The 25,173-nt window shown below is 63.7% G+C and carries 28 protein-coding genes; 23 read left to right on the top strand and 5 right to left on the bottom strand.

Annotated features, from left to right (window positions below; genetic code table 11):
* The first annotated feature begins 631 nt into the window (after window positions 1–631).
* Genes rluC through AAHK21_RS05830 form a run of 3 tightly spaced genes read left to right on the top strand, consistent with a single transcriptional unit; the run spans window position 632 to window position 3,258 of the window.
* Window positions 632–1,585: a 23S rRNA pseudouridine(955/2504/2580) synthase RluC gene (gene rluC, locus AAHK21_RS05840; protein WP_046856538.1), complete on the top strand. Its 954-nt coding sequence runs from the start codon at window positions 632–634 to the stop codon at window positions 1,583–1,585.
* A gap of 3 nt (window positions 1,586–1,588) precedes the next feature.
* Window positions 1,589–2,269: an HAD family hydrolase gene (locus tag AAHK21_RS05835; protein ID WP_367856700.1), complete on the top strand. Its 681-nt coding sequence runs from the start codon at window positions 1,589–1,591 to the stop codon at window positions 2,267–2,269.
* 2 nt (window positions 2,270–2,271) lie between these two features.
* The gene (locus AAHK21_RS05830) at window positions 2,272–3,258 is read left to right on the top strand and encodes a S49 family peptidase (protein ID WP_367856699.1); all 987 of its coding nucleotides are present in this window, start codon (window positions 2,272–2,274) and stop codon (window positions 3,256–3,258) included.
* Between the two features lie 94 nt (window positions 3,259–3,352).
* On the opposite strand, the gene AAHK21_RS05825 is transcribed toward AAHK21_RS05830, so the two are convergent.
* Window positions 3,353–3,931, bottom strand: coding sequence for a nucleoside triphosphate pyrophosphatase (locus tag AAHK21_RS05825; RefSeq protein WP_367856698.1), 579 nt, complete (start codon window positions 3,929–3,931; stop codon window positions 3,353–3,355).
* 96 nt (window positions 3,932–4,027) lie between these two features.
* Here AAHK21_RS05825 and AAHK21_RS05820 point away from each other — a divergent pair, with 96 nt between their 5' ends.
* The 12 genes from AAHK21_RS05820 (at window position 4,028) to AAHK21_RS05765 (ending at window position 13,867) form a co-directional block, all read left to right on the top strand.
* Window positions 4,028–4,555 (top strand): YceD family protein, encoded by a 528-nt coding sequence (locus AAHK21_RS05820; RefSeq protein ID WP_023630499.1) that lies wholly within the window; start codon window positions 4,028–4,030, stop codon window positions 4,553–4,555.
* A gap of 13 nt (window positions 4,556–4,568) precedes the next feature.
* On the top strand, window positions 4,569–4,751 hold the full coding sequence (gene rpmF, locus AAHK21_RS05815; protein WP_028690987.1) for a 50S ribosomal protein L32: 183 nt from the start codon (window positions 4,569–4,571) through the stop codon (window positions 4,749–4,751).
* A gap of 3 nt (window positions 4,752–4,754) precedes the next feature.
* On the top strand, window positions 4,755–5,765 hold the full coding sequence (gene plsX / locus AAHK21_RS05810) for a phosphate acyltransferase PlsX (protein ID WP_082120461.1): 1,011 nt from the start codon (window positions 4,755–4,757) through the stop codon (window positions 5,763–5,765).
* A gap of 148 nt (window positions 5,766–5,913) precedes the next feature.
* Window positions 5,914–6,852 carry an ACP S-malonyltransferase gene (fabD, locus tag AAHK21_RS05805; RefSeq protein ID WP_367856697.1) on the top strand — a complete coding sequence of 313 codons (939 nt, stop codon included), beginning with the start codon at window positions 5,914–5,916 and terminating at the stop codon, window positions 6,850–6,852.
* A 16-nt stretch (window positions 6,853–6,868) separates the two neighbouring features.
* Window positions 6,869–7,609 carry a 3-oxoacyl-ACP reductase FabG gene (fabG, locus tag AAHK21_RS05800; RefSeq protein WP_023630496.1) on the top strand — a complete coding sequence of 247 codons (741 nt, stop codon included), beginning with the start codon at window positions 6,869–6,871 and terminating at the stop codon, window positions 7,607–7,609.
* A gap of 203 nt (window positions 7,610–7,812) precedes the next feature.
* Window positions 7,813–8,049: an acyl carrier protein gene (gene acpP, locus AAHK21_RS05795; RefSeq protein ID WP_046856533.1), complete on the top strand. Its 237-nt coding sequence runs from the start codon at window positions 7,813–7,815 to the stop codon at window positions 8,047–8,049.
* A 154-nt stretch (window positions 8,050–8,203) separates the two neighbouring features.
* On the top strand, window positions 8,204–9,448 hold the full coding sequence (fabF, locus tag AAHK21_RS05790; protein WP_102683587.1) for a beta-ketoacyl-ACP synthase II: 1,245 nt from the start codon (window positions 8,204–8,206) through the stop codon (window positions 9,446–9,448).
* A complete protein-coding gene (pabC, locus tag AAHK21_RS05785) occupies window positions 9,448–10,263 on the top strand; it encodes an aminodeoxychorismate lyase (protein WP_367856696.1) in 816 nt (271 codons plus the stop codon). The genes fabF and pabC overlap by 1 nt, the downstream gene beginning before the upstream one ends.
* 3 nt (window positions 10,264–10,266) lie before the next feature.
* The gene (mltG, locus tag AAHK21_RS05780) at window positions 10,267–11,442 is read left to right on the top strand and encodes an endolytic transglycosylase MltG (protein ID WP_367856695.1); all 1,176 of its coding nucleotides are present in this window, start codon (window positions 10,267–10,269) and stop codon (window positions 11,440–11,442) included.
* The gene (gene tmk, locus AAHK21_RS05775) at window positions 11,439–12,071 is read left to right on the top strand and encodes a dTMP kinase (RefSeq protein ID WP_367856694.1); all 633 of its coding nucleotides are present in this window, start codon (window positions 11,439–11,441) and stop codon (window positions 12,069–12,071) included. The genes mltG and tmk overlap by 4 nt, the downstream gene beginning before the upstream one ends.
* Entirely contained in the window at window positions 12,064–13,050 is a 987-nt protein-coding gene (locus AAHK21_RS05770; RefSeq protein WP_046856528.1) for a DNA polymerase III subunit delta', read from the top strand. Before tmk ends, AAHK21_RS05770 begins: the two co-directional genes overlap by 8 nt.
* Window positions 13,051–13,084: 34 nt before the next feature.
* Complete coding sequence (locus tag AAHK21_RS05765) at window positions 13,085–13,867, top strand: TatD family hydrolase (RefSeq protein ID WP_367856693.1); 783 nt, start codon at window positions 13,085–13,087, stop codon at window positions 13,865–13,867.
* A 252-nt stretch (window positions 13,868–14,119) separates the two neighbouring features.
* Here AAHK21_RS05765 and AAHK21_RS05760 read toward each other — a convergent pair whose 3' ends face one another.
* The gene (locus AAHK21_RS05760) at window positions 14,120–15,253 is read right to left on the bottom strand and encodes an aminotransferase class V-fold PLP-dependent enzyme (RefSeq protein ID WP_367856692.1); all 1,134 of its coding nucleotides are present in this window, start codon (window positions 15,251–15,253) and stop codon (window positions 14,120–14,122) included.
* 73 nt (window positions 15,254–15,326) lie between these two features.
* On the opposite strand from AAHK21_RS05760, the gene AAHK21_RS05755 reads away from it, so the two are divergent.
* From AAHK21_RS05755 to AAHK21_RS05720, 8 genes are all read left to right on the top strand, one after another.
* Window positions 15,327–15,962, top strand: coding sequence for a TetR/AcrR family transcriptional regulator (locus tag AAHK21_RS05755; RefSeq protein ID WP_023630645.1), 636 nt, complete (start codon window positions 15,327–15,329; stop codon window positions 15,960–15,962).
* A 128-nt stretch (window positions 15,963–16,090) separates the two neighbouring features.
* Window positions 16,091–17,059, top strand: a complete 969-nt coding sequence (locus AAHK21_RS05750) for a GTP 3',8-cyclase MoaA (protein WP_367856691.1) — start codon at window positions 16,091–16,093, stop codon at window positions 17,057–17,059.
* A gap of 66 nt (window positions 17,060–17,125) precedes the next feature.
* Complete coding sequence (locus AAHK21_RS05745) at window positions 17,126–17,731, top strand: DUF4823 domain-containing protein (RefSeq protein WP_023629097.1); 606 nt, start codon at window positions 17,126–17,128, stop codon at window positions 17,729–17,731.
* Window positions 17,732–17,742: 11 nt separating this feature from the next.
* Window positions 17,743–18,303 (top strand): DUF1285 domain-containing protein, encoded by a 561-nt coding sequence (locus tag AAHK21_RS05740; protein WP_046856523.1) that lies wholly within the window; start codon window positions 17,743–17,745, stop codon window positions 18,301–18,303.
* A 107-nt stretch (window positions 18,304–18,410) separates the two neighbouring features.
* Window positions 18,411–18,824 (top strand): GFA family protein, encoded by a 414-nt coding sequence (locus AAHK21_RS05735; RefSeq protein WP_367856690.1) that lies wholly within the window; start codon window positions 18,411–18,413, stop codon window positions 18,822–18,824.
* Between the two features lie 74 nt (window positions 18,825–18,898).
* Window positions 18,899–19,237, top strand: a complete 339-nt coding sequence (locus AAHK21_RS05730) for an FKBP-type peptidyl-prolyl cis-trans isomerase (RefSeq protein WP_110703933.1) — start codon at window positions 18,899–18,901, stop codon at window positions 19,235–19,237.
* A 726-nt stretch (window positions 19,238–19,963) separates the two neighbouring features.
* On the top strand, window positions 19,964–20,626 hold the full coding sequence (locus AAHK21_RS05725) for a hypothetical protein (protein ID WP_023629101.1): 663 nt from the start codon (window positions 19,964–19,966) through the stop codon (window positions 20,624–20,626).
* Between the two features lie 45 nt (window positions 20,627–20,671).
* A complete protein-coding gene (locus AAHK21_RS05720; protein WP_367856689.1) occupies window positions 20,672–21,862 on the top strand; it encodes a D-amino acid dehydrogenase in 1,191 nt (396 codons plus the stop codon).
* A gap of 101 nt (window positions 21,863–21,963) precedes the next feature.
* On the opposite strand, the gene AAHK21_RS05715 is transcribed toward AAHK21_RS05720, so the two are convergent.
* The 3 genes from AAHK21_RS05715 to AAHK21_RS05705 all read right to left on the bottom strand — a co-directional run bounded on the left by AAHK21_RS05715 (window position 21,964) and on the right by AAHK21_RS05705 (window position 25,173).
* Window positions 21,964–22,692: an aspartate/glutamate racemase family protein gene (locus AAHK21_RS05715; protein WP_367856688.1), complete on the bottom strand. Its 729-nt coding sequence runs from the start codon at window positions 22,690–22,692 to the stop codon at window positions 21,964–21,966.
* A gap of 17 nt (window positions 22,693–22,709) precedes the next feature.
* On the bottom strand, window positions 22,710–24,245 hold the full coding sequence (locus AAHK21_RS05710) for an NCS1 family nucleobase:cation symporter-1 (protein WP_046856516.1): 1,536 nt from the start codon (window positions 24,243–24,245) through the stop codon (window positions 22,710–22,712).
* Between the two features lie 466 nt (window positions 24,246–24,711).
* Window positions 24,712–25,173, bottom strand: coding sequence for a toxin-activating lysine-acyltransferase (locus AAHK21_RS05705; protein WP_367856687.1), 462 nt, complete (start codon window positions 25,171–25,173; stop codon window positions 24,712–24,714).

Below are 25,173 nucleotides of genomic sequence, written 5' to 3'. Positions count from 1 at the left end.
TTTGCGGTGCCAAAAGACCTGTCGAGCTTTTCGAAGGTTATCCGAATCAATCGAGCGGGCCTGGTGCACTCAGTCAGGAGGAGGAATCAACCGGTCGTCCGTGGATGCCACAAGGGCGTCTGTTCAGGACCTTGCCCGCTCATCGCCCGTTGAGTGGGGCGGTGGGTCGGGTTCGGTGCCACACGGTCCGAAGGCTGTGCATCTCCACCCTGCACGTATCCCTGAAAATTCGGTGCTGCCGCGCGCTGAATCCGCAACGGGTTGCATTTTTCGCCAGCCCGGTTCCGGGCTGGCGCCATGACATATCCAAGGCAGGTATTTCCGAAGCATTCGCCCGAATGCGCGGAAACGACGGTGGCGGGCAGAGGTACGGCGAAAAGAAGCGGGTAAGCAGGTGAAACACCGCACTTGTCGTTTTTTTTCGGTCTTCTCTACACAGCGCTGGTGGCGATTCCAGGCATTTAGTTAAACTGGCAAACGCTCCGTAGGACGGCCTCGCGTCCTCGGAATTGCGATGGTCAGGGCCGGCGTAGAGCCTGATGCCGCTGGCCTGCCGCTTTTGGCGGCGTTCGCGACTATAGCAGTTATGATTAAGTGCTTCAATTCCATAAAAAATTGTTATGATCCCGCCATGACGACCAATACCCCTCCGACTTCCGGCGTTCAGCTGATCGAAGTCGCGCCGGAGCTTGCCGGCCAACGCATCGACAATTTCCTCATCACCGCGCTCAAGGGCGTGCCCAAGACGCTGGTCTACCGCATCCTGCGCAAGGGCGAGGTGCGGGTCAACAAGGGTCGGATCAAGCCTGAGTACAAGCTGCAGGCCGGCGACATCGTGCGGGTGCCGCCGGTGCGCCTGCCTGAGCGTGACGAACCCGCGCCCGTGGCCCAGGGGCTGTTGCAGCGCCTGGAGGCTGCCATCGTCTATGAAGACAAGGCGCTGATCGTGATGAACAAGCCGGCCGGCATTGCCGTGCATGGCGGCAGCGGCCTGAGCTTCGGGGTGATCGAGGCGCTGCGCCAGTTGCGCCCCGACGCCAAGGAGCTGGAGCTGGTGCATCGCCTGGACCGCGACACCTCGGGTCTGTTGATGATCGCCAAGAAGCGCAGCATGCTGCGCCACCTGCATGCCGCGCTGCGCGGCGATGGCGTGGACAAGCGCTACATGGCGCTGGTGCGCGGCCATTGGCCGACCTCGAAAAAGCAGGTCAATGCGCCGCTGCAGAAAAGCAACCTGCGCTCCGGCGAACGCATGGTCGAGGTCAATGACGAGGGCAAGGACGCGCTGACGCTGTTCCGCGTGCTGCGCCGCTTCGGCGAATTCGCCACGATTGTCGAGGCGCGGCCGATTACCGGGCGCACCCACCAGATCCGCGTGCACACCCTGCATGCCGGACACATGATCGCCGGCGACAGCAAGTACGGCGATGAAGACTTCAGCCGCGAGATTCGCGACCTGGGTGGCAAGCGCCTGTTCCTGCACGCCTACCAGTTGACCGTGCCGCTGCCCGACGGCGGCGAGCTCAAGCTCGAGGCGCCGGTGGACGAGATGTGGGCCAAGACCATTGCGCGGTTGGCGTCCTGAACCATGAATAAAAGTTATGACCTGCTGATCTTCGACTGGGATGGCACGTTGGCCGATTCCATCGGGCGCATTGTCGAGGCCATGAACGTGGCCGCCGGGCGTGCCGGGGAGGCCGCCAGCAGCGACGAGGCGATCAAGGGCATCATTGGCCTGGCGCTGGGGGAGGCGATCGCCACCCTGTATCCGCATCTTGAGCCGTCGCAGGTGGAAACATTCCGCCAGCATTACGCCGATGTCTACATGGCGCTGGATCAACAGCCGTCGCCACTGTTCGACGGTGTAGTCGAGTCGCTGGCAGCGTTCCGTGCCGAGGGGTATCGTCTGGCGGTGGCCACCGGCAAGGCGCGGCGTGGTCTGGATCGGGTGCTCAAGGCCAATGGCTGGGAAAGCTACTTCGACATTACCCGGGCGGCCGACGAAACCCGCGGCAAGCCGCATCCGCTGATGCTCGAGGAGATTCTCGCTCATTGCCAGGTCGAACCCGGGCGGGCGCTGATGGTCGGAGATTCGGCGTTCGACCTGCAGATGGCCAGCAATGCCGGCATGCATTCGGTCGCCGTGGGCTATGGCGCCATGTCGCTGCAGGCCCTGGCCGAATTTGGTCCGCAAGTGTGCATCGAGCATTTTTCCCAGTTGCGCGAATGGCTGGCCGAGCCTGCGCAGATCAATTTCCAAGGTAGGTGAGCATGACTGACGAGTGGAAGGCACCCGAGGCCGATGAGGCTGGCGAGGAGCGCAAGAGCTGGAAGCTGCTTGAGAAGACCTTGCTGGCGGGTGTCCAGGAGCAGCGTCGGGCGCGGCGCTGGGGGATCTTCTTCAAGCTGCTGACCTTCGTTTACCTGTTCGGCATCCTGTTCCTGTTCACGCCATTGATGGATGTGGACAAGGCTGCCTCGCGCAGCGGCAGCCATACCGCGCTGGTCGAGGTGCGCGGGGTGATCGCCGATCAGGAGCCTGCCAGCGCCGACAATATCGTCAAAAGCCTGCGCGAGGCGTTCAAGGATCCGAAGACCAAGGCCGTGGTCATGCGCGTCAACAGCCCGGGCGGCAGCCCGGTGCAGGCGGGCTATGTGTATGACGAGATCCGCCGTCTGCGCGCCGAATATCCGGCCATTAAGCTGTACGCGGTGATTGCCGACCTGGGTGCCTCCGGCGCCTACTACATTGCCAGCGCGGCCGACGAGATCTATGCCGACAAGGCCAGCCTGGTCGGCTCCATCGGCGTCACCGCGGCGGGCTACGGCTTTGTCGGTACCATGGACAAGCTGGGCGTGGAGCGGCGTACCTACACGGCGGGCGAGCACAAGGCCTTCCTTGATCCGTTCTCGCCCCAGAAGCCGGAAGAAACCGCGTTCTGGCAGGGTGTGCTGGATACCACGCACCGCCAGTTCATCGCCATGGTCAAGCAGGGGCGTGGCGAGCGCCTGAAAGACAAGGATCACCCTGAGTTGTTCAGCGGGCTGATCTGGTCGGGCGAGCAGGCCAAGGAGCTGGGGCTGGTGGACGGGCTGGGCAGTGCCAGCTATGTCGCCCGCGAAATCGTCGGCGAGAAGGAACTGGTGGACTTCACAGTGCAGGAGTCGCCGTTCGATCGTTTCTCCAAGCGCATCGGTGCCAGTGTGGCGGAGCGCCTGGCGCTGTACATGGGCTTCCAGGGGCCTTCGCTGCGTTGATCTGAAGTCGGCGTGGCATTCATCGCGGGGCAAGCCCGCTCCCACAGGTCGCTCATTGGCCTGGTGGGAGCGGGCTTGCCCCGCGATTGCATTTTCAAGGCGCCTGCACGCCTTCCTTGTGCAGCATGTCCACCAGCCGAATCAGCGGCAGCCCGATCAGGCTCGTGGCGTCGCAGCCATGGGTGCTCTGGAACAGGCTGACCCCCAAGCCCTCCGCCTTGAAGCTGCCGGCGCAGTCCAGTGGCTGCTCGGCTGTCACGTAGCGCTCCACGCGCTCGCGATCCAGCTCGCGCATCGTCACGGTAAACGGCACGCAATCGACCTGGCAGTGGCCAGTGGCGCTGTTCAGCAGTGCCAGTCCGGTGAGGAAGGTGACCTGCTGCCCGCTGGCCTCCAGCAACTGCTCGCAGGCGCGTTCGAAGGTGTGGGGTTTGCCGAGGATCTGCTCGCCCAGTACCGCCACCTGGTCGGAGCCGATGATCAGGTGGCCGGGGTGACTGGCGGCCAGGGCTTCGGCCTTCTGTCGGGCCAGGCGGCGCACCAGCTCGACGGCGGGCTCGCCATCGAGGCGCCGTTCGTCAAGGTCGGGGCTCGCCCAGGTGAAGGGCAGGCGCAGGCGGGTGAGCAGTTTGCGGCGGTAGGGCGAGCTGGAAGCCAGTAACAAGGGAAGCATGGTAGACTCCTGGGCAATTGCCCCGAATTCTAACATGCGAGATGGCACCTAATTTCCTTTGACAGGGAGGGGGTGCATCCCTAGAATGCTGCGCCTATGTTGAATGACCCGATTCCACCTCACGTTGACCCGCGCAAATTGGCTGATCGTGGCGTAACCCTCGAAGGTTCGCTGCAACTCGCTGATTTGGAAAGACTCTGCGACCCGCTTTCCGACAATGTCGGTACGGTGCAGGCGAAGTTCGATTTTGAACGAGATGAACAGCACGTGGTGGTTATCCACAGCGCGCTGGATGTCGAAGTCAAGATGGTTTGCCAGCGTTGTCTTGAGCTGGTCACCCTGCCGATCCACAGCGAATGTACGTACGCCGTGGTGAAGGAGGGTGCGAACACCCAGTCGTTGCCGAAAGGCTATGACGTGCTGGAACTGGGCGAAGATCCATTGGATCTGCAGGCGCTGGTCGAGGAAGAGCTTTTGCTTGCCCTGCCAATCGTGCCTGCTCATCATCCGGAAGAATGCCAGCAGCCGGCGGGACTCGATGAGCCCGAGCCGAGCAAGGACGAGGTATCGCGGTCCAACCCGTTCAGTGTATTGGCGCAGTTAAAGCGTGACCCAAACGTTTAGGAGTTAATCAATTATGGCTGTTCAGCAGAACAAAAAATCCCGCTCTGCCCGTGACATGCGCCGTTCGCACGACGCCCTGTCGGCAGAAGCTCTGTCGGTAGAGAAGAGCACCGGTGAAGTACACCTGCGTCACCACGTTTCGCCAGAAGGCGTATACCGTGGTCGCAAAGTGATCGACAAGGGCGCTGACGAGTAATCCTTGTCCGCTCAGATCATCGCGATCGACGCAATGGGCGGGGACTTCGGTCCCCGCAGCATTGTCCAGGCTAGCATTGCCTGCCTATCGGCTACCCCCTCGCTGCACCTGACCCTCGTCGGTCAACCCTCCCTCCTTGAAGATCTTGTCGGTGGCCTTGCAGCTGCGGATCGCGCACGCCTGCAGATTGTCGCGGCCAGCGAAGTGATCGGCATGGACGAGCGGCCATCGCAGGCGTTGCGGGGCAAACCGGACTCGTCGATGCGCATCGCCCTCGAACTGGTGCGTGATGGCAAGGCCCAGGCCTGCGTGAGTGCCGGCAATACCGGCGCGCTCATGGCCTTGTCGCGTTTCGTGCTCAAGACCTTGCCCGGTATCGATCGCCCGGCGATGGTGGCGGCGATCCCGACCCAGGCCGGCTACTGCCAGTTGCTTGACCTCGGCGCCAACGTCGACTGCAGCGCGGAAAACCTCTACCAGTTCGCCGTGATGGGTTCGGTGGCCGCCCAGGCCCTGGGCGTGCATCGGCCGCGGGTGGCGTTGCTCAATATCGGTACCGAGGACATCAAGGGTAATCAGCAGGTCAAGCTGGCCGCCAGCCTGTTGCAGAACGCCCGGGGGCTGAACTACATCGGCTTCGTCGAGGGTGACGGGCTGTACCGTGGCGAGGCGGACGTGGTGGTGTGCGACGGTTTCGTCGGCAATATCCTGCTCAAGTCCAGCGAAGGCCTGGCGACCATGATCGGTGCGCGCATCGAGGCGTTGTTCCGTGGCGGGCTGTTGGCGCGGGCGGCGGGGGCCATGGCCATGCCGTTGCTCAAGCGCCTGCAGGCCGACCTGGCGCCGGCGCGACACAATGGCGCAAGCTTCCTGGGGTTGCAGGGCATCGTCATCAAGAGCCATGGCTCGGCGGGCGTGCAGGGTTTGCAGAGCGCGATCCAGCGGGCGCTGATCGAGATCCAGGAGAACCTGCCGCAGCGTTTGCACGGGCGTCTTGAAGACCTGTTGCCGTGATGCGGCCAAAACAGGTCTTAGGCATATCCGCGATGAAGTGCTTAAATGTGACCGCTTGGTCCGCCGTTCCATCCAAGCTTTCAGATTGCGCGTCTGGCCCGCGGCCTGGCGCACCCTATCCGACGACAAGATCATAAGGGCTTGTTCAATGTCTGCATCCCTCGCATTCGTCTTTCCTGGTCAAGGTTCCCAGTCGCTGGGCATGCTCGCAGAGCTGGGCGCCGAAAAACCGGTAATCGTCGAGACCTTCAAGGAAGCGTCCGAGGCCCTGGGCTACGACCTGTGGAAACTGGTCCAGGAAGGCCCGGAAGAACAACTCAACCAGACCGACAAGACCCAGCCGGCCATTCTGACCGCCTCCATCGCCTTGTGGCGCCTGTGGCTGAACGAGGGCGGTGCGCAACCGGCCTTCGTCGCCGGGCACAGCCTGGGTGAATACAGCGCCCTGGTCGCCGCTGGCAGCCTGTCGCTGAAAGATGCCGTACGCCTGGTCGAGCGCCGTGGCCAGTTGATGCAGGAGGCCGTGCCTGCCGGCCATGGTGCCATGGCCGCCATCCTTGGCCTGGACGACGCCGTGGTGGTCGAGATTTGCGCCGAAGCCGCCGAAGACGAAGTGGTCAGCGCGGTGAACTTCAACTCGCCGGGCCAGGTGGTCATCGCCGGCAACAAGGCTGCGGTCGATCGTGCCATCGAGCTGTGCAAGGCCAAGGGCGCCAAGCGTGCCCTGCCATTGGCGGTCAGCGTGCCATCGCACTGCGCCCTGATGAAGCCGGCCGCCGAGCGCTTCGCCGAGTCGGTCAACGCCATCGAATGGAAAGCGCCGCAGATCCCGGTGGTGCAGAACGTCACCGCGGCGATCGCCGCCGACCTCGATGCCCTCAAGCAGGACCTGCTGGCGCAGCTGTACCAGCCGGTACGCTGGGTCGAGTGCGTGCAGGCCCTGGCCGAGCGCGGTGCGGTGAACCTGGTCGAATGCGGCCCGGGCAAGGTCCTGGCTGGCCTGAACAAGCGTTGCGCCGACGGCGTGACCACCTACAACCTCAACACCCCAGACGCTGTCGCCGCCACCCGTGCGGCGCTGGCCTGAATTCGGAGAAGCTTGCATGAGCCTGCAAGGTAAAGTTGCACTGGTCACCGGCGCCAGCCGTGGTATCGGCCAGGCCATCGCCCTCGAACTGGGCCGCCAGGGCGCGACCGTGATCGGTACCGCCACCACCGCTTCCGGTGCCGAGCGTATCGCCGCCACCCTGAAAGAGCACGGCATCAACGGCACCGGCCTTGAGCTGAACGTCACCAGCGCCGAGTCCGTGGATGCGGTGCTGGGCGCCATCGGCGAGCAGTTCGGCGCGCCGGCCATCCTGGTCAACAACGCCGGTATCACCCGCGACAACCTCATGCTGCGCATGAAGGACGATGAGTGGTTCGATGTGATCGACACCAACCTCAACAGCCTCTACCGTCTGTCCAAGGGCGTGCTGCGCGGCATGACCAAGGCCCGTTGGGGCCGTATCATCAGCATCGGTTCGGTGGTGGGTGCCATGGGCAACGCCGGCCAGGCCAACTATGCTGCCGCCAAGGCCGGCCTGGAAGGCTTCAGCCGTGCCCTGGCCCGTGAAGTGGGTTCGCGTGGCATCACCGTCAATTCGGTGACCCCAGGTTTCATCGACACCGACATGACCCGTGAGCTGCCAGAAGCGCAGCGCGAGGCCCTGCAGAAGGAAATTCCGCTGGGCCGCCTGGGCCAGGCCGAGGAAATCGCGAAAGTGGTTTCCTTCCTGGCTTCCGACGGCGCAGCCTATGTCACCGGCGCCACCGTGCCGGTGAACGGCGGGATGTACATGTAAAACCGCAACTCAATGTGACGGATTGCTTCAAAAAAGAGTCATACTCCGAGCCTAAAATCCGTTATAAAGCTGCAACCAGATTCCGGGCAGAGGGCCCGGTGACTTGGTGGAAGGCGCGTTACGCTTGAAAAGCAGGCGTCTTCCTATAAACTTGGTCACCGGCCAGCTGCCTGACATATGTCCATTAGGAGTGAAAACTAGGTATGAGCACCATCGAAGAACGCGTCAAGAAAATCGTCGCCGAGCAACTGGGCGTCAAGGCTGAGGAAGTCAAGAACGAATCTTCCTTCGTTGAGGACCTGGGTGCCGATTCGCTTGACACTGTTGAGCTGGTGATGGCTCTGGAAGAGGAATTCGAGACCGAAATCCCTGACGAAGAAGCCGAGAAGATCACTACCGTTCAAGCTGCCATCGACTACGTCAACGCCCACCAGGCCTAAGACGCTGTAGTCGACGCTTCTTGTCGGGAAAAACCGCACTGCCTTTGCCGGCGTGCGGTTTTTTCTTTGCGAGAGCCGGGGTTTGCTGCCATTCCATTCGCCATGGCAAGTGCACTGGCAAGAGACTCTGTTATTTGGAAATGAGGAGAGTACTGTGTCGCGTAGACGCGTCGTGGTCACTGGTATGGGTATGCTGTCGCCACTGGGTACCGATGTACCGAGCACCTGGCAGGGCATTCTGGCTGGCCGCAGTGGCATTGGTCCGATCGAACATACGGATCTGTCTGCCTACTCCACCCGTTTTGGCGGCTCGGTGAAGGGCTTCGAAGTCGAGCAGTACCTGTCGGCCAAGGAGGCCCGCAAGCTCGACCTGTTCATTCAGTACGGCCTGGCGGCCGGTTTCCAGGCGGTGCGCAATGCCGGGCTGGAAGTCACCGATGCCAACCGTGAGCGCATCGGCGTGGCCATGGGTTCGGGGATCGGCGGCCTGACCAACATCGAGGAAACCAGCCGTACCCTGCATGAGCAGGGGCCGCGGCGGATTTCGCCGTTCTTTGTGCCGGGCTCGATCATCAACATGATCTCCGGCTTCCTGTCGATCCACCTGGGTCTGCAGGGTCCGAACTATGCAATCGCCACTGCCTGCACCACGGGTACCCACTGCATCGGCATGGCCGCGCGCAACATTGCCTACGGCGAAGCCGACGTGATGATCGCCGGTGGCGCCGAGATGGCCGCCTGCGGCCTGGGCATGGGCGGCTTCGGTGCGTCCCGCGCGCTGTCCACCCGCAACGACGAGCCGGCCCGTGCCAGCCGTCCGTGGGACAAGGGCCGTGACGGCTTCGTGCTGTCCGATGGCGCCGGCGCCCTGGTGCTCGAAGAGCTGGAGCACGCCAAGGCCCGCGGCGCGACCATCTATGCCGAGCTGGTTGGTTTCGGCATGAGCGGTGACGCCTACCACATGACCTCGCCGCCCGATTCCGGCGAAGGCGCCGCCCGCTGCATGGCCAACGCCCTGCGCGATGCCGGCATCCAGCCTGAGGACGTCAGCTACATCAACGCCCACGGCACCTCGACGCCGGCTGGCGACGTGGCTGAAGTGGCTGCGATCAAGCGGGTGTTCGGCGAGCATGCCTACAAGCTGGCGGTGAGCTCGACCAAGTCGATGACTGGCCACCTGCTCGGCGCCGCCGGTGCGGTGGAGGCGATCTTCAGCGTCCTGGCGATCAACAGCCAGATGGCGCCGCCGACCATCAACCTGGATGAGCCGGACGAAGGCTGCGACCTGGACTTCGTGCCGCACCAGGCGCGTAGCATGCCGATCGACGTGGTGCTGTCCAACTCCTTCGGCTTTGGTGGTACCAACGGTTCGCTGGTGTTCCGCCGGTTCGCCGGCTGATGCTCAGCTGGATCGATGGCCAGAACGCGGCTGCGGTCAATCTGCAGAACCGTGGCCTGGCCTACGGCGATGGCCTGTTCGAGACCATCGCCGTGCGCGGCGGCAGGCCCAGCCTGCTCGCGCAGCATCTCGACCGCCTGGCGCTGGGGTGCCAGCGCCTGGCGATCGAAGCTGACCTGACGCTTGTTCGCAATGAACTGTTGCAATTCGCCCGGCAACTGGGCGAAGGCGTCGCCAAGCTGATCCTGACCCGTGGCGACAGCCAGCGCGGCTATGCCCCGCTGGCCGGCGCACAGGCACGGCGTATCCTGCAAGGCGGCCCCTTGCCGGCCTACCCGGTGCAGCATGCCGAGGTCGGCGTGCGGCTGTTCCCCTGTGAGACGCGCCTTGCGGAACAACCGCTGCTGGCCGGGCTCAAACACCTCAACCGCCTCGAGCAGGTGCTGGCCCGTGCCGAATGGCAGGACAGCGCGTTTGCCGAAGGCTTGATGCGTGACGGCCAAGGGCGGGTGATCGAAGGGGTGTACAGCAACCTGTTCCTGGTGCGTGACGGCGTATTGTTTACCGCCGACCTGAGCCGTTGCGGCGTGGCCGGGGTGATGCGCGCGGCATTGCTGCAGCAGGCTGCGCTGCTGGGTATCCCCACGCAGGTGCGGGACTTGCCGATGGAGGCGCTGGAGCAGGCCGACGAGGTATTCGTCTGCAACAGTGTCTACGGCATCTGGCCCGTGCGTGAATTCGCCGCGCTGAACTGGCCGGCAGGGCCGCTCACCCGTAAACTGCAGGCCGTTGCCCGTACGTTACTGGATACCTGATTCGTGAGACGCAAATTCCTGCTGCTGCTGGAAATGAGCTTGATCCTCGCCGGCCTGGCACTCGGCTGGGCCGCCTGGAAGGTCAACTCGGTCCTGGAGCAGCCGCTGCAAGTGGCACAGGAGCGCATGCTCGACGTGCCCAATGGCACGACGCCAAACCGCATGTTCTACCGGATGCAGGGCGAAGGCCTGCTTGATGACCCGCTGTGGCTGCGCCTGTACTGGCGCTTCAACATGGCCGGCACGGCGTTGCACACCGGTGAATACCGCCTGACCCCGGGCATGACCGTGGGGCAGTTGTTCGATGCCTGGAAGCGTGGCGATGTGGTGCAGTACAACCTCACCCTGGTCGAGGGCTGGACGTTCCGCCAGGTGCGTGCCGCGGTGGCGAAGCATGAAAAGCTCAAGCACACCCTCGAGGGTCTGTCCGATACCGAGGTGATGGACAAGCTTGGTCATACCGGCGTGTTCCCCGAGGGCCGTTTCTTCCCTGATACCTATCGCTTCGTGCGCGGCATGAGCGATGTCGAGTTGTTGCAGCAGGCCTACATGCGCCTGGACGAAGTGCTGGCCAAGGAATGGGCCGAGCGCAGCACCGACCTGCCGTATCGCGACCCGTACCAGGCGCTGATCATGGCCTCGCTGGTGGAGAAGGAAACCGGCATTCCGCAGGAGCGCGGGCAGATCGCCGGGGTGTTCGTGCGGCGCATGCGCCTGGGCATGATGCTGCAGACCGACCCCACCGTGATCTACGGCATGGGCGAGCGCTACAACGGCAAGATCACCCGCGCCGACCTGCGTGAGCCGACGCCCTACAACACCTACACCATGACCGGCCTGCCGCCGACGCCGATCGCCATGGTCGGGCGCGAGGCAATCCACGCCGCGCTGAACCCAAGCGATGGCTCGAGCTTGTACTTCGTCGCCCGTGGCGACGGCAGCCATGTGTTCTCCGATGACCTGGACGATCACAACAGCGCGGTGCGCGAGTTCCAGATCAAGCGGCGGGCGGATTATCGTTCGAGCCCTGCGCCGCAGGCCGAACCGACGACGCCCGAACAGCAGACGACTCCTGACGCGGCCCCTGCGCCCGCACCTGAAAGCGACGCGCCGGCCCCCACCGATGAATCCGCGCCGGCTGATACGTCGGTGCCAGAAGACCCTAAGGAACGCTCGTGAGCGGCTTGTTTATCACCCTGGAAGGCCCCGAAGGCGCGGGCAAGAGCACCAATCGTGAGTATCTGGCGGCGCGCCTGCGCGAGCAGGGCGTCGATGTGGTCATGACCCGTGAACCCGGTGGCACGCCGTTGGCCGAGCGCATCCGCGAACTGCTGCTGGCGCCGAGCGAGGAGCGCATGGCGGTGGACACCGAGCTGCTGCTGATGTTCGCCGCCCGCGCCCAGCACCTGGCCGAAGTGATCCGCCCGGCGCTGGCCCGTGGTGCCGTGGTGCTGTGCGATCGGTTCACCGACGCCACCTACGCTTACCAGGGCGGTGGCCGCGGTCTTTCGGTAGAGCGTATCGCCATCCTGGAGAGCTTTGTGCAGGGCGAGCTGCGCCCGGACCTCACCCTGGTCTTCGACCTGCCCGTGGAGGTCGGCCTGGCCCGCGCTGCGGCCCGTGGCCGGCTGGATCGTTTCGAGCAGGAGGGCCAGGCGTTCTTCGAGGCGGTGCGCCAGGCCTACCTGCAGCGCGCAGGTCAGCAGCCACAGCGCTATCGCCTGCTGGACGCCGCGCAGCCCTTGAGCGCGGTGCAACAGGCCATCGACGCCCTGGTGCCGAGCATCCTGGAGCGTTGCCGTGGCTGAGGCCTACCCCTGGCAGCAGGCGCTCTGGCAGCAACTGGCCGGGCGTGCCCAACACGCCCACGCCTACTTGCTGCACGGCCCCCAGGGCATCGGCAAGCGGGCCCTGGCCGAACGCCTGATGGCGCGGCTGTTGTGCCAGCAGCCACAGGGCCTGGATGCCTGCGGCCAGTGCAAGTCGTGCCTGTTGCTCAAGGCCGGCAGCCACCCGGACAACTTCGTGCTGGAGCCGGAGGAGGCCGACAAGCCGATCAAGATCGACCAGGTGCGTGAACTGGTGTCGTTCGTGGTGCAGACCGCCCAGCAGGGTGGGCGCAAGGTGGTGCTGATCGAGCCGGTGGAGGCGATGAACATCAATGCCTCCAACGCCTTGCTCAAAAGCCTGGAGGAGCCCTCTGGCGACACCGTGCTGTTGCTGGTCAGCCACCAGCCCAGCCGCCTGCTGCCGACCATCAAGAGTCGCTGCCAGCAGGTCGCCTGCCCGCAGCCAAGCCTGGAGCAGAGCCGTGCCTGGCTGGCCGGCGCGCTCGAAGGCAGCGACGAACAGGAGCGCGAAGAGCTGCTGACCTTGGCCGCGGGTTCGCCGCTGATGGCGGTCAGCCTGCAGGCCCAGGGCGTGCGGGAGCAGCGGGCGCTGGTTACCGAAGGGGTGAAGAAGCTGCTCAAGCAGCAGCAGTCGCCTACCCAGCTGGCCGAAGCCTGGAACACGGTGCCCCTGTTGCTGCTGTTCGACTGGTTCTGCGACTGGTCGCACTTGATTCTGCGTTATCAGTTGACCCAGGACGAAGAGGGTTTAGGCTTGCCCGACATGCGCAAGGTGTTGCAGTACCTGGCGCAGAAGAGCCGGCAGGCCAAGGTGCTCGAGGTTCAGGCGTGGATTCTCGAGCAGCGCCAGAAGGTGCTGGGCAAGGCCAACCTCAATCGTGTACTGCTGCTCGAAGCGTTGCTCGCCCACTGGGTGCAGCTGCCGGGCATGCGTTGATTTCCACCGCTCCCTTTATGTGTGTCGTGTTCCCATGCTCGTAGATTCCCATTGCCACCTCGACCGTCTCGATCTCAGTGCCCACCAGGGTTCTCTCGACGCCGCCCTGCAGGCGGCCCGCGAGCGTGGGGTAGGGCATTTCCTGTGCATTGGCGTCAGTGCCGAGAATGCCGGGGCGGTCAAGGCGTTGAGCGAGCGTTACGCCGATGTCGACTGCTCGGTAGGCGTGCACCCGCTCGACCTGGCGCCCGGTGAGACACCGGCCCTGGAGTGGCTGTTGCGCGAGCTGGCCCACCCGCACGTGGTGGCCATTGGCGAAACGGGCCTGGACTACCACTACGAGCCGGAAGCCGCCGAGTTGCAGCAGGCTTCGTTCCGCCTGCACCTGGAAGCCTCCCGGCAGACCGGCAAGCCGGTCATCGTCCACACCCGTGCGGCCCGCGAGGACACCCTGGCGTTGCTGCGCGAGGCCAGCCTGCCCCAGGCCGGTGTGCTGCATTGCTTCACCGAGGACTGGCCGATGGCCAAGGCCGCGCTGGACCTGGGTTACTACATCTCGTTGTCCGGCATCGTCACCTTCCGCAATGCCGATGCCCTGCGCGATGTAGCCCGGCAGGTGCCGGTGGACCGCCTGCTGGTGGAGACCGACTCGCCGTACCTGGCGCCGATCCCGCACCGCGGCAAGCCGAACCTGCCGCAGTACGTGCGGGAAGTGGCCGAGTACGTGGCGTCGTTGCGCGGTGTGAGCTATGAGCAGCTGGCCGGGCAGACCACCGAGAACTTCAAGCGCTTGTTCCCGCTGGCGCGGGTGGCCTGAGGATTTCGCCCCCCCCCCCAATAAAAGCTTGAGGCCCGGACAAAAAAAACCCGGGTTCTGGGGGGGGAATCCGGGTTAAGACCATTAGGAGTAAAACAAAGGTACACGGTCCCTGGGCACCTTTATCGGCGCACCACTTGGGGGGGATGTGCCGCGCCAACACTTCAAGTATTGGCCAGGATTGGCGCGCTGCCAGCGGCTGTTGATCGTTTTTTAAACAGATTTGGAATACGTGCGCAGCCCCTTGCGCGATCAATGCATTGCCAATTGGCGAACCTGGCGCAGTACTTCGTCGATCAGGCGCTGGTCGGTATAGAAATGTGGGGAAAACCGCACGCCCGGACCGCGCAGGGCGCAAATCACCCCGTTGCTGCCCAAGGCTCGATAAATGTCGGCGTTGGCGTGGCCATCGATGCTGAAGCTGACGATCCCTGCCCGCCGTGAAGAATCAGCCGGGCTGTGCACCTGCACGCCGGGGATCGCCAGTAAACCTTGATGCAGTTGCTCGACCCGCAGCCCCAACTGTTCGGCGACCACCACCATGCCCACATCTTCCAGCAGCGACAGGCTCGCTTCCAGCGCGCAGGCGCCGAGCATGTTCGGGCTGCCGCATTCGAAGCGCCGCGCGCTGCGTGCCGGTTGCCACTCACGGCGCTCGAAGTCGCCGAGGTGTTCCAGCATGTGCCAGCCATAGGCGTGCAGTTTCAACTGTCTGCGCAGTTCGCTACGGCAATAGAACACGCCCAACCCCTCTGGGCCGAGCATCCACTTGTGGCCGTCGGCCATGGCGAAGTCGCACTGATAACGCTGTACATCGAAGGGCAGGGCGCCCACCTGCTGGATCGCGTCGATGCACAACAGCACGCCGCGCTGGCGGCAGGCGGCGCCGAGGCGCGCCAGGTCCAGGCGCAGGCCGCTGGCAAACTGCACGGCGCTGACCGAGAGCAGTCGCGCCCGTGGACCGCAGGCGGCGAGCAACGCCGCTTCCGGGTCGGCACCGGCCAGGCTCGCCTCGATCACCTCGACGCCATGGTTGGCCAGCGCTTGCCAGACCACGCGGTTGGAGGGGAACTCCTCGTCGCTGATGACGACCTGGTCGCCGGGCTGCCAGTCCAGGCCGAAGGCCACCAGCGACAGCGCTTGGGAGGTGTTGCCCACCAGGGCGATATCACCGCTGGTGGGGGCATTGAGCAGGCGTGCCAGGCGGTCGCGCAGGCGTCGCTCGGTGGCCAGCCAGGCCGGATAACCGCTGGCACCCAGGCGTACATTGTCACGGGCGAAGCTTGCCACGGCCTCGGCGGCCCGGCGTGGCCAGGGGCCGATTGCCGCGTGGTTCAGGTAACACAGGCCCGGCGCCTGCTCGAACTCATCAAGAAACACAGACATGGTTGGAAGATCCGTGCATTTTGCCGCCAGTTAGGCATAATAATCCGCTTCGATTGTCATCCCAGTCCTTCTTATGCAGAAAGAACCTCGCAAGGTCCGTGAGTTTCGCCGTCGCGAACAAGAGATCCTCGACACGGCGCTCAAGCTGTTTCTCGAACAAGGTGAAGACAGCGTCACCGTCGAGATGATCGCCGACGCCGTGGGCATCGGCAAAGGCACGATCTACAAGCACTTCAAGTCCAAGGCGGAAATCTACCTGCGCCTGATGCTCGACTACGAGCGCGACCTGAACGCGCTGCTGCACTCGGCTGACGTCGACCGCGACAAGGAAGCCCTGTCGCGCGCCTACTTCGAGTTCCGCATGCGTGACCCGCAGCGTTACCGGCTGTTCGACCGCCTGGAAGAAAAGGTGGTCAAGGGCAACCAGGTGCCGGAAATGGTCGAGCAGTTGCACAGCATCCGTGCCTCCAACTTCGACCGCCTCACGCAATTGATCAAGGGGCGCATCAGCGAGGGCAAGCTCGAGGACGTGCCGCCATACTTCCATTATTGCGCGGCTTGGGCCCTGGTCCATGGCGCCGTGGCGCTGTATCACTCGCCGTTCTGGAGCAACGTGCTTGAGGACCAGGAGGGCTTCTTCCAGTTCCTCATGGACATCGGCGTGCGCATGGGCAACAAGCGCAAGCGCGATCCGGAAGGCGCGAACTAAAGCCCTCGCAAGATGCCTGTCGACCTTCGCCAGGCATTTTCGCTTCAAGGCTTCGACAGGAAGGCTTGCAAAAACCTGATTTTTGAGTCAGGTTTTGCCGGCCCGATTCATCCATGCCGGAGTCATCCATGATCGTCGATCGTCAAGGCAGGCGCTTTCGCAACCTGCGCGTCAGCCTGACTGCTGCCTGCAACTATGCCTGCACCTACTGTGTGCCTGACGGCAAGCGCCTGGTGGCGGCGCAGGACGAGCTCACGGCGGATGCCCTGGCGCGCGGCGTGGCGTACCTGGTCGAGGCGGCCGGGGTGGAGCGGCTGCGGATTACCGGTGGCGAGCCGCTGGTGAGCCCGCGCCTGGAGGCCTTCCTCGGCGCGGTGGCCGGGTTGGGGCTCGAGGACATCAGCCTGACCACCAACGGCCAATTGCTCGCCCGCAAGCTCCCGCTGCTGCGCGACGCAGGTATCCGCCGGCTCAACGTCTCGCTCGACACCCTCGATGCCACGGCCTTTCGCCGCATTGCCCGCGGCGGCGACCTGGCCAGCGTGCTGGCGGGCATGGCCCAGGCCAGTGACGCGGGGATGACGATCAAGGTCAACATGGTGCCCATGCGCGGGCAGAATCTCGACCAGGTGCTGCCGCTACTCGACTACTGCCTCGAGCGCGGCTACGAGCTGCGTTTCATCGAGCTGATGCGCATGGGCCACCTGGCGCGTGATGGCAACGCCTTCCTGCAGCAGTTCGTAGGCCTGGAACAACTGCTGGCGCTGATCGGACAGTCCCATGCCTATGAACAGGCGCCACGCCCGCTGGATGCCACGGCCTTGCGCTATCGCATTCCCGGCAAAGGTCATTTCGGGGTGATCGCCAACGAGAGCGTGCCATTCTGCCGCAGTTGCTCGCGCCTGCGTCTGTCGTCCACCGGCTGGCTGCATGGTTGCCTGTCGTCGAGTAACCGTCATTTTGTCGGTGACCTGCTCGACAAGCCCCGTCATCAAGCGCTTCCGGCATTGCAGCGGTTATTGGTGAAGGCCCTGGCGGACAAGCAGGATGTGGCATTTTCCGGTGATGTGATGGTGATGAAGGTGATCGGTGGCTGACTCTGGCGCAAAAGCTGCATCCTGCGGCTATTCGCCGGTTTTTCGTCACCGGTTTCTGGAGGAAAGATGCGTAGCCTGGTCTTGCTGCTGGCGCTGATGGCGTTGGGCGGCTGCATGAATGTCAGCGATATGGGCGAGGGCGTCCGTTACCACATGAGTGATGCGGGCCTGCTGGATCACAGCGACACCACTCGTACCCTGTCGATCCGCTTGCAGCCGGACTCGTTCATCTTCATCGGCCAGGGCGCCTTCGTGCCACCGGGCAAGGGGCCGGTACCACGGCAGAACGCAGTGGCCGAGGAGGCCTTCAAGAGTTTCGTCGAGTACTTCCCGTTGGTGCGCCGTGCCCAAGGCCCCCTGGGGCTTGAGGACGCGATCGCCGAAGCCCGTTCGGTCGGCGCCGATTACGTGCTGTACACCCGTTTCGCCCGCACCGACGACCGTATCGGCAACGGTGACGAATGGTATGACGAGCAGGCCGTCGACCGCCTGGGCTGGGACCGTGGCGTGGTACAGATGATGCTGATCGAGACCAGCACCCGTTATCTGATCGACACGGCCCGGATCAAGAGTCGCGGCGGTTTGTTGACGTTCCACGACAACACGCCACAGGATTTGCTTGCCGCGCCAATGCGCGAGTACGCTCGTAGCCTCCTGGGCATGAGCAACTGAGCGAGCGAGTCATGAGCGATTCCGGCAAGGCCAGCGATCTGCTGGCGCAGATCCCCGCGCACAAGGGGCTGCCCCCGGTGCACCTGTGGAACCCGGATTTCTGCGGCGACATCGACATGCGCATCGCGCGTGACGGCACCTGGTACTACCTGGGCACGCCGATTGGCCGCAAGCCGATGGTGCGGCTGTTCTCCACCATCATTCGCCGCGATGGCGACGACTACTTCCTGGTCACGCCGGTGGAGAAGGTCGGTATCACGGTGGATGACGCGCCGTTCGTGGCTGTGTTGCTCGACGTGCAGGGCAGTGGCGAGCAGCAGGTATTGCGCTTCACCAGCAACGTCGAGGACCTGGTCGAGGCCGGGCCGGACCATCCGCTGCGGGTCGAGCTCGATCCCGTCACCCAAGAGCCTTCGCCCTATGTGCTGATGCGCGGCAATCTCGAGGCGCTGGTCCATCGCAACGTGTTCTACCAGCTGGTGGAACTGGCGGTGCCGCGCGAGATCGACGGGGAGGAGTGGCTTGGGGTTTGGAGCCGGGGCACGTTCTATCCGATTGGGCGTGCTGCCTGACGATGGCGTTGTCGGGGCCGCCCAGCCCCATCGACACGCGTTCTTGCTCTTGACCGGCCGGACCCTATACTCCAAGTCCCCAAGAACAACAGCAAGGAGCCCGGGCCATGTCACTGGAAAAGCAAGGCAGTTGCCTCTGCGGCAAAACCCGACTGAGTGTCACGCTCGAGAATAACCATGTCAGCGCTTGCCATTGCAGCATGTGCCGCAAATGGACCGGCGGCCCGCTGCTGGCAGTGCAATGCACCGAGCCCCCAGCCATCGAAGGCCCGGCGCCCATCGCCTATGATTCCTCTCCCTGGGCCCAGCGCGGCTTCTGCGGCCAGTGCGGCACGCACCTGTTCTACCGCCTGAAAGAGAGCGACATGTACGTCGTACCGGTTGGCCTGCTTGATGGCGAGGGTGACTGGAGCTTCACCGAGCAGATATTCGTTGACGAACAGCCCGCCTGGTATTGCTTCAAGAACGAGACCAAGAAACTCACCGGCCAACAGGTCTTCGACCAGTTCGCCCCCACCTGACACGGCTCGTCTTGCCAAACCTGCGCATTCCTGAGAAAACGGCGGCCACGAAAAACCGCTTCGAGGAACCTGCCATGAGCAGTGAGCTGCAAGTCATCGATCTACAGGAAGGCGACGGCAAGGCCGTGGTCAAGGGTGCGCTGATCACTACCCAGTACCGCGGCACCCTGGCTGACGGCCGTGAATTCGATTCCTCCTGGGCACGCGGCAAACCCTTTCAGTGCGTCATCGGTACCGGCCGGGTGATCAAGGGTTGGGACCAGGGCCTGATGGGCATGCGTGTGGGTGGCAAGCGCAAGCTGCAGGTACCGGCGCACCTGGGTTATGGCGAACGCTCGGTCGGTGCGATTCCGCCGAATTCGGACCTTACGTTCGAGATCGAGTTGCTGGAAGTGCTGACCCGCGACGATTGATGGGCAGCTTGCGCGTTTACTCGGTGTACAAATGGCAGAACATCAAGTTCATTAAGTCCTTCAAGGCCCCTCATGCCTGGGAAGCGGCTGATGAAGAGTTTGCGCTGTGATGTTAGTTGCTTGATTTAGGAAGTTTCCCACCTGCTTATCGGACGTCTACGGGTGTTTGATACGGTATTGCCGGAGCTATCGTGCCACCTTCGATATCAATGGTCGTCCCTGGGTAGTAACCGCCAATGTACGAGGATCCTGTCCAGGTAGCCCTGTCGCTATTCATAGGTTTTGCCATCGATCGTTGGCTGAGGTCTCCCCGGCTGCGTACATGGCTTGGCTTGAGCCTGTTCACTGCCGGGGCGCTGGGTATGCTGTTCTTGCATCGTGAAACGCTCAATGGGGTTGATGTGGTGTTGTGGAAGTCCTTCGCTATCGTGTTGGGTATATGTCTGGTTGTTTTTCGAGACCGCTATACAGATGCGCTATGACGTTGCTCTTGAAATGGATCGGTTCAATTCTTCGCGTCTGACCCGCGACGATTGAACCGCGCGCAATAATTCAGCAACACCGATGCGCTAAGGTGCTGATTGTCCAAGGAAGGTATGTGCAGTCATGGAGGAACCAAACGGGCCGCAGGCACTCTGAGCCTCACTCGCTGCCAAGGATGGCGATCACGACAGGGACATATGGCGGGGCAACCCGATATCCAGTGCCACATAGAGTCCGCCCTGTATGAAGCTGCCAGCCTTCCTTCGCCGTCGCCGCCACCTGTTGTTGAGCCTGACGCTCGTCGCCGCCGCCGTGCCGCTGGCCCTGGATGTGGTCGAGAGCCGGGCGCAGCCGGTCGACGGGACCCAGACCCTGGTCTTCCTGCGCCACGCCGAGAAGCCCGGCGAGGGCCTCGGGCAGTTGAACTGCCAGGGCCTGAACCGCGCCCTGGACCTGGCCACCCTGTTGCCCGAGCGTTTCGGCGATGCCGACTATGTCTTCGCCGCCAACCCTTCACGAGGTGTCGAGGAGGGCAGCCAGGACGAGCGCTACAGTTACATCCGCCCGTTGATGACCATCAGCCCCGCCGCCATCCGCCTCGGTTTGCCGGTCAATATCGACTACGGCGCCAATGACACGGCCGCGCTGGCCGACGAACTGCTCAGTGACAAGTATCGCAATGCGACGGTCTACACCGCCTGGTCGCGGGGGTATCTGCCGGAGTTGATCAACACCGTGGCCGGCAAGGCCCTGGGCGAAGACCGGGTGCTCACCGAGGACTGGCATCGCGACGATTTCGACTCCCTGTACGTGCTCACGCTGACCTGGCGCGATGGCAAGGCGACGCTGCTCAGCCGTAACGTGCGCCAGGGCCTTGATAACGGCGAACCTGGCTGCCCGACCTGACCTGCTGTTACTGTCTGGCTTTCTGGGCTGGGCAGGGATGTGCCGATGGAGCGGGTAACGGTGATCGGTGGCGGCGTTGTCGGGCTGGCCACGGCCTATGCACTGGTACGCGAAGGCTGGCAGGTCGACCTGGTCGAAGCCCGCGACACCCTGGCCAGCGCGACCAGCTTCGCCAATGGCGGGCAGTTGTCATATCGCTACGTGGCGCCGCTGGCCGATGCCGGGGTGCCATGGCAAGCGCTGGGCTGGCTGTTGCGCGGCGATTCGCCGCTACGTCTGCGGCTACGTTTGGATACCGCGCAGTGGCGCTGGCTGGCGGCCTTTGTCATGGCCTGCCGTACCCGGATCAATCGGCGCAATGCCGCCCAGTTGCTGGATCTGGCCTTGCAAAGCCAGGCCGCTCTCGCCCGCTGGCGTGAAGAGGACGGCCTCGATGGCTTCGCCTGGCGACGCAATGGCAAGCTGGTCGCGTTCCGAACCCAGCGCGCATTCGAGCACGGCCGCCAACACCTGCTGGATCCCGACACGCAACGGGTTTTGAATGCCGCCGATCTGCGCGGGCTCGACCCGGCGCTTGCCGAAGCCCCTTTCGTGGGCGGCGTGTTCACGGCAGACGAGGAGGTCGCCGACTGTCACCGCTTCTGCCTGCGCCTGGCCGAGCGCCTGCAGGCATCAGGGCAGTGCCGGTTGCTGTTGGGGCGGCCGGTGACCCGGCTGATAGCGCGCGATGATCGTGTGGCCGCGCTGGAGCTGGGCGGTGAGCAGCTGGAGGTGCAGCGCCTGGTGCTCAGCGCCGGGCACCTTAGCGCCGGCCTGGCCTTGCCCGGCTTGCGGCTGCCTGTCTACCCATTGAAGGGCTACAGCCTGACCGCGCCGGTCGGTGCCACGCACCGGGCGCCCGAGGTGAGCATCACCGACTACGAACGCAAGATTGTCTATGCCCGATTGGACGATCAACTGCGGGTGGCGGCGATGGTAGACATCGTCGGTTATGACGAGGCGGTGGACGCCGGCAGGCTCGCGAGCATGCGCCGGTTGGCGCGCGAGACCCTGCCACAGGCCGCTGATTACGGGCAGGCGGTGGAGTGGGCGGGGATGCGGCCGGCGACGCCGACCGGGGTGCCGATCATCGAGGCCACACGGTATCGCAACCTGTGGTTGAACCTGGGGCATGGTGCGCTGGGGTTCACCTTGGCGTGTGGCAGTGGCGAGCGACTGGCACGGCTGTTGCGCTGACGAAACTGACCCTATCGCCGGCAAGCCGGCTCCCACAAGGGCTGCAGTGTCCTGTGGGAGCCGGCTTGCCGGCGATAGGGCCTAAGCAGGCGCCGAGTCTCTCAGCGCCCGAAGCGCATCGGCCAGCCCACCACTTTCTTCACCCTCGGCGTGGCATAGGTACGTACCTTGGAGGTGCTCAACCCCAACTTCACCAGTGACTCGGCAATGGTCACCGCCGCGCTCACACCGTCCACTACCGGCACCCCGGTGCGCTGGCGAATCTGCTCATCGAGCCCGGCCATGCCGCCGCATCCCAGGCAGATCACCTCGGCCTTGTCCTCGCGCACAGCCCGCTCGGCCTGCTCGACGATGGCCTCCACCGCACGCCGTGGATCGGCCTCCAGTTCGAGCACCGCCAGGCCGCTGGCGCGCACCGAGGCGCAGCGCTCGTATAGCCCGGACAGTTTCAGGCGGTCCTCGATCAACGGCACGGTGCGGTCCAGGGTGGTCACTACCGAGTAGGCGTGGCCCAGGTACATGGCGGTGCTGGCGGCGGCATCGGTGATGTCCACCACCGGCACGTCCAGCAGCTCTTGCAGGCCTTCGCGGCCATGCTCGCCGTAGCCGGCCTGGATCACGGCGTCAAAGGGCTGGTCGTAGGCCAGCACCCGGTCCATCACCGCGATGGCGGCCAGGTAGCTTTCGAAATTGCCTTCCACCGACTCGGCGCCGAACCACGGGGTCAGGCCGACGATCTCGGTGCCGGGCGCGGCCACGCTGCGCGCCTGTTCGGCGATGGCTTCGGTGATGGCGGCGGTGGTGTTGACGTTGGCGATCAGAATACGCATGACAGATCTCCCTGAATTCAGTGGCTGCTGTGGTCGACGGCGATGCATTCACCGCTGACGTCGTGGTACTGGACATGGCGCGGCGCGATCAGCAGGTACACGGCGGCGGCGATGCCGGCACCGATCAGCCACGAGAACGGCGCGACACTGTGGAAGTTGGGTACCAGGGCCAGGACGATGGCCAGCAGCGCGGCGGGGATGAATGCCGCTACGGCGCGCAGGTTGATGCCCTTGGTGTAGTGGTAGGCGCCGGCGGGGTTCTCGCTGTACAGCTCGGGCACATTGATGCGGCCCCTGCGCAGCAGCCAGTAGTCGGCCATGATCACCCCGTACAGTGGGCCGAGCAGGGCGCCGAGGCCGGAGAGGAAGTACACGATCACCAGCGGGCTGTTGTACAGGTTCCAGGGCAGGATCAGCACCGCCAGGGTGGCGCTGATCAGCCCGGCGCGGCGGAAGTTCAGGTGTCGCGGCGCCAGGTTGCTGAGCACGAAGGCCGGGGCAACGAAGTTGGCCATGATGTTCACCGCCACGGTGACGATCAGGAAGGCCAGGCAACCGAGCACCAGGAACGCGGTGTTGGGGATGCTGGCGACGATCTGCGTCGGGCTGTCGATGATCTGGCCGTTGATCTGGAACTGCGCGCCGCACAGCACCACGGTGATCGCCGCGAACACCAGGATGTTCACCGGCAGGCCCCAGAAGTTGCCGACGCGGATGGTCTTGCGGCATGGCGAGCTGCGGGCGAAGTCGCAGAAGTTGAGCACCAGGGTGCCGTAGATCGCCAGCCACAACGCGCCGCCGGCGAAGATGTTGCGCCACATCTCGTAGCCGCTCAGGGGCTCGGCCACCGACCAGGCGATGCGCGCATCGGCCTTGAAGTACATGAACACGGCGAGGCTGGCCACGGTGAGCAGGATCACCGGTCCGGCGAATGCCTCGTAGCGGCGCACCATTTCCATGCCATAGGCGAGGATCACCAACTGCACCAGCCAGATCGCCACGAAGCACACCCAGCCCAGGCTCGACAGGCCGAGGATGCTGTCGTGATCAAAGGCCGCCACCTGCGGCCACACCGCGGTCAGCAGCACGCGCAGCACCACCGAGGCCAGGTAGGTCTGGATGCCGAACCAGGCGATGGCGATCACCGCGCGGATCAGCGCCGGGATCTGCGCGCCGTGGATACCAAAGGCGATACGACTGATTACCGGGAACGGCACGCCGGTCTTCTGCCCCATGTAGCCGGACAGGTTCATGAAGAAGTACACCAGCGCCGCGCCGATCGCCAACGACAGCAGGATCTGCCAGCCGCCCAGGCCCAGGGCGAACAGCCCCATGGCGAACGAGTAGTTGGCGATGTTGTGCACATCGTTGGTCCACAGCGCGAAGATGCTGTAGCCGCCCCAGCGGCGGCCCGCAAGTTTGGTCGGGGCGAGGTCGCGGTTGTGCAGGCGTGGGCTCAGTTCGAGGTCGGCCGGATGGCCTTCGAGGCTGGTGGTCGAGGGATGGGTGCTGGCAACGGAAAGTTCAGGGGCAAGGGGGAGGCTGCTACTCATTCCGGCGGCTCCTGATGCGCGTGACTGCGATGAGCGGGCGCTGGCGCACGGGCTCGCCATCTCGTCGGTGCAGGCGTTGGCATCACTGGGTTCTGGGCGCAACGGCCGCCGATGGGGCGGCGCTGCGAGTTCTTGTGTATTTATGTTTTGTTGAATTTGTATACAAAACACGAGCACACAAAAGCCAGTTCCATGCCAGAGGGAATCGGAGTGCGGTGTAGCTTTTATTTCGAATAGATCTAGTTGGTAGGTAAGTTAATGAAAGTAGTCGATTATAAACTGACCGAATGAACAGGTTTAAAATTTATGATGTTGAATTAGTTGATCATTTGGTCAAATTTTATAGCGATTGATGTGTAACTTATTGGGGCGTTACCTTGTGAAAGTGCACACAAAAATGGCACCAATGGTGACGTTTGTGTGTACAACTATTTATGCGAGTGGATCCTTTTTCCGGCCAGGACATTCATGTCCTGCAGCTTCCAACGCGCCGGATCGAATAGTCAGCGCGTCTGCGTGCCCAGGAAATCTGGCTGACGCCGGCTTCGCGCAAATGCTTCCGGAACATGGCAAGCGCTTCCTTGACAGCGCCGCCAGGGAAGCAGAAATCGATCACCCAGGCCCGTCCCCCCTCATTCCACTCGCTGGGGTGCAACAGGAAATTCGGGTCCTGCACAAAGCGTTGTTCGGTATCGGGCGCCAGGTGCGCCCAGATGAGAAAACCTCGGGGGGCAGATGACGAGTCGAAGAGCATGATGATCTGTGCGTGCTCGATAGCGGGTGCGAGCCAGTAGTACAACGTGCGTATCTGGAAGCTTGAAGAGCGTCGGCAAGAGGCCATGACCATGGCCGCATGGCCCAACATCGTCGCCTTGTCATTGAGCTTGGGATCCCGGCAGCTGGTCTGCAGGTTGTAATGTCTGTTCAT

The sequence above is a fragment of the Pseudomonas sp. TE50-2 genome (genome assembly GCF_040813665.1).
GTDB classification, from domain to species: domain Bacteria; phylum Pseudomonadota; class Gammaproteobacteria; order Pseudomonadales; family Pseudomonadaceae; genus Aquipseudomonas; species Aquipseudomonas soli.
The sequence above is the reverse complement of the archived record's forward strand: the minus strand, read 5'-3'. Positions and strand labels throughout refer to the sequence as shown.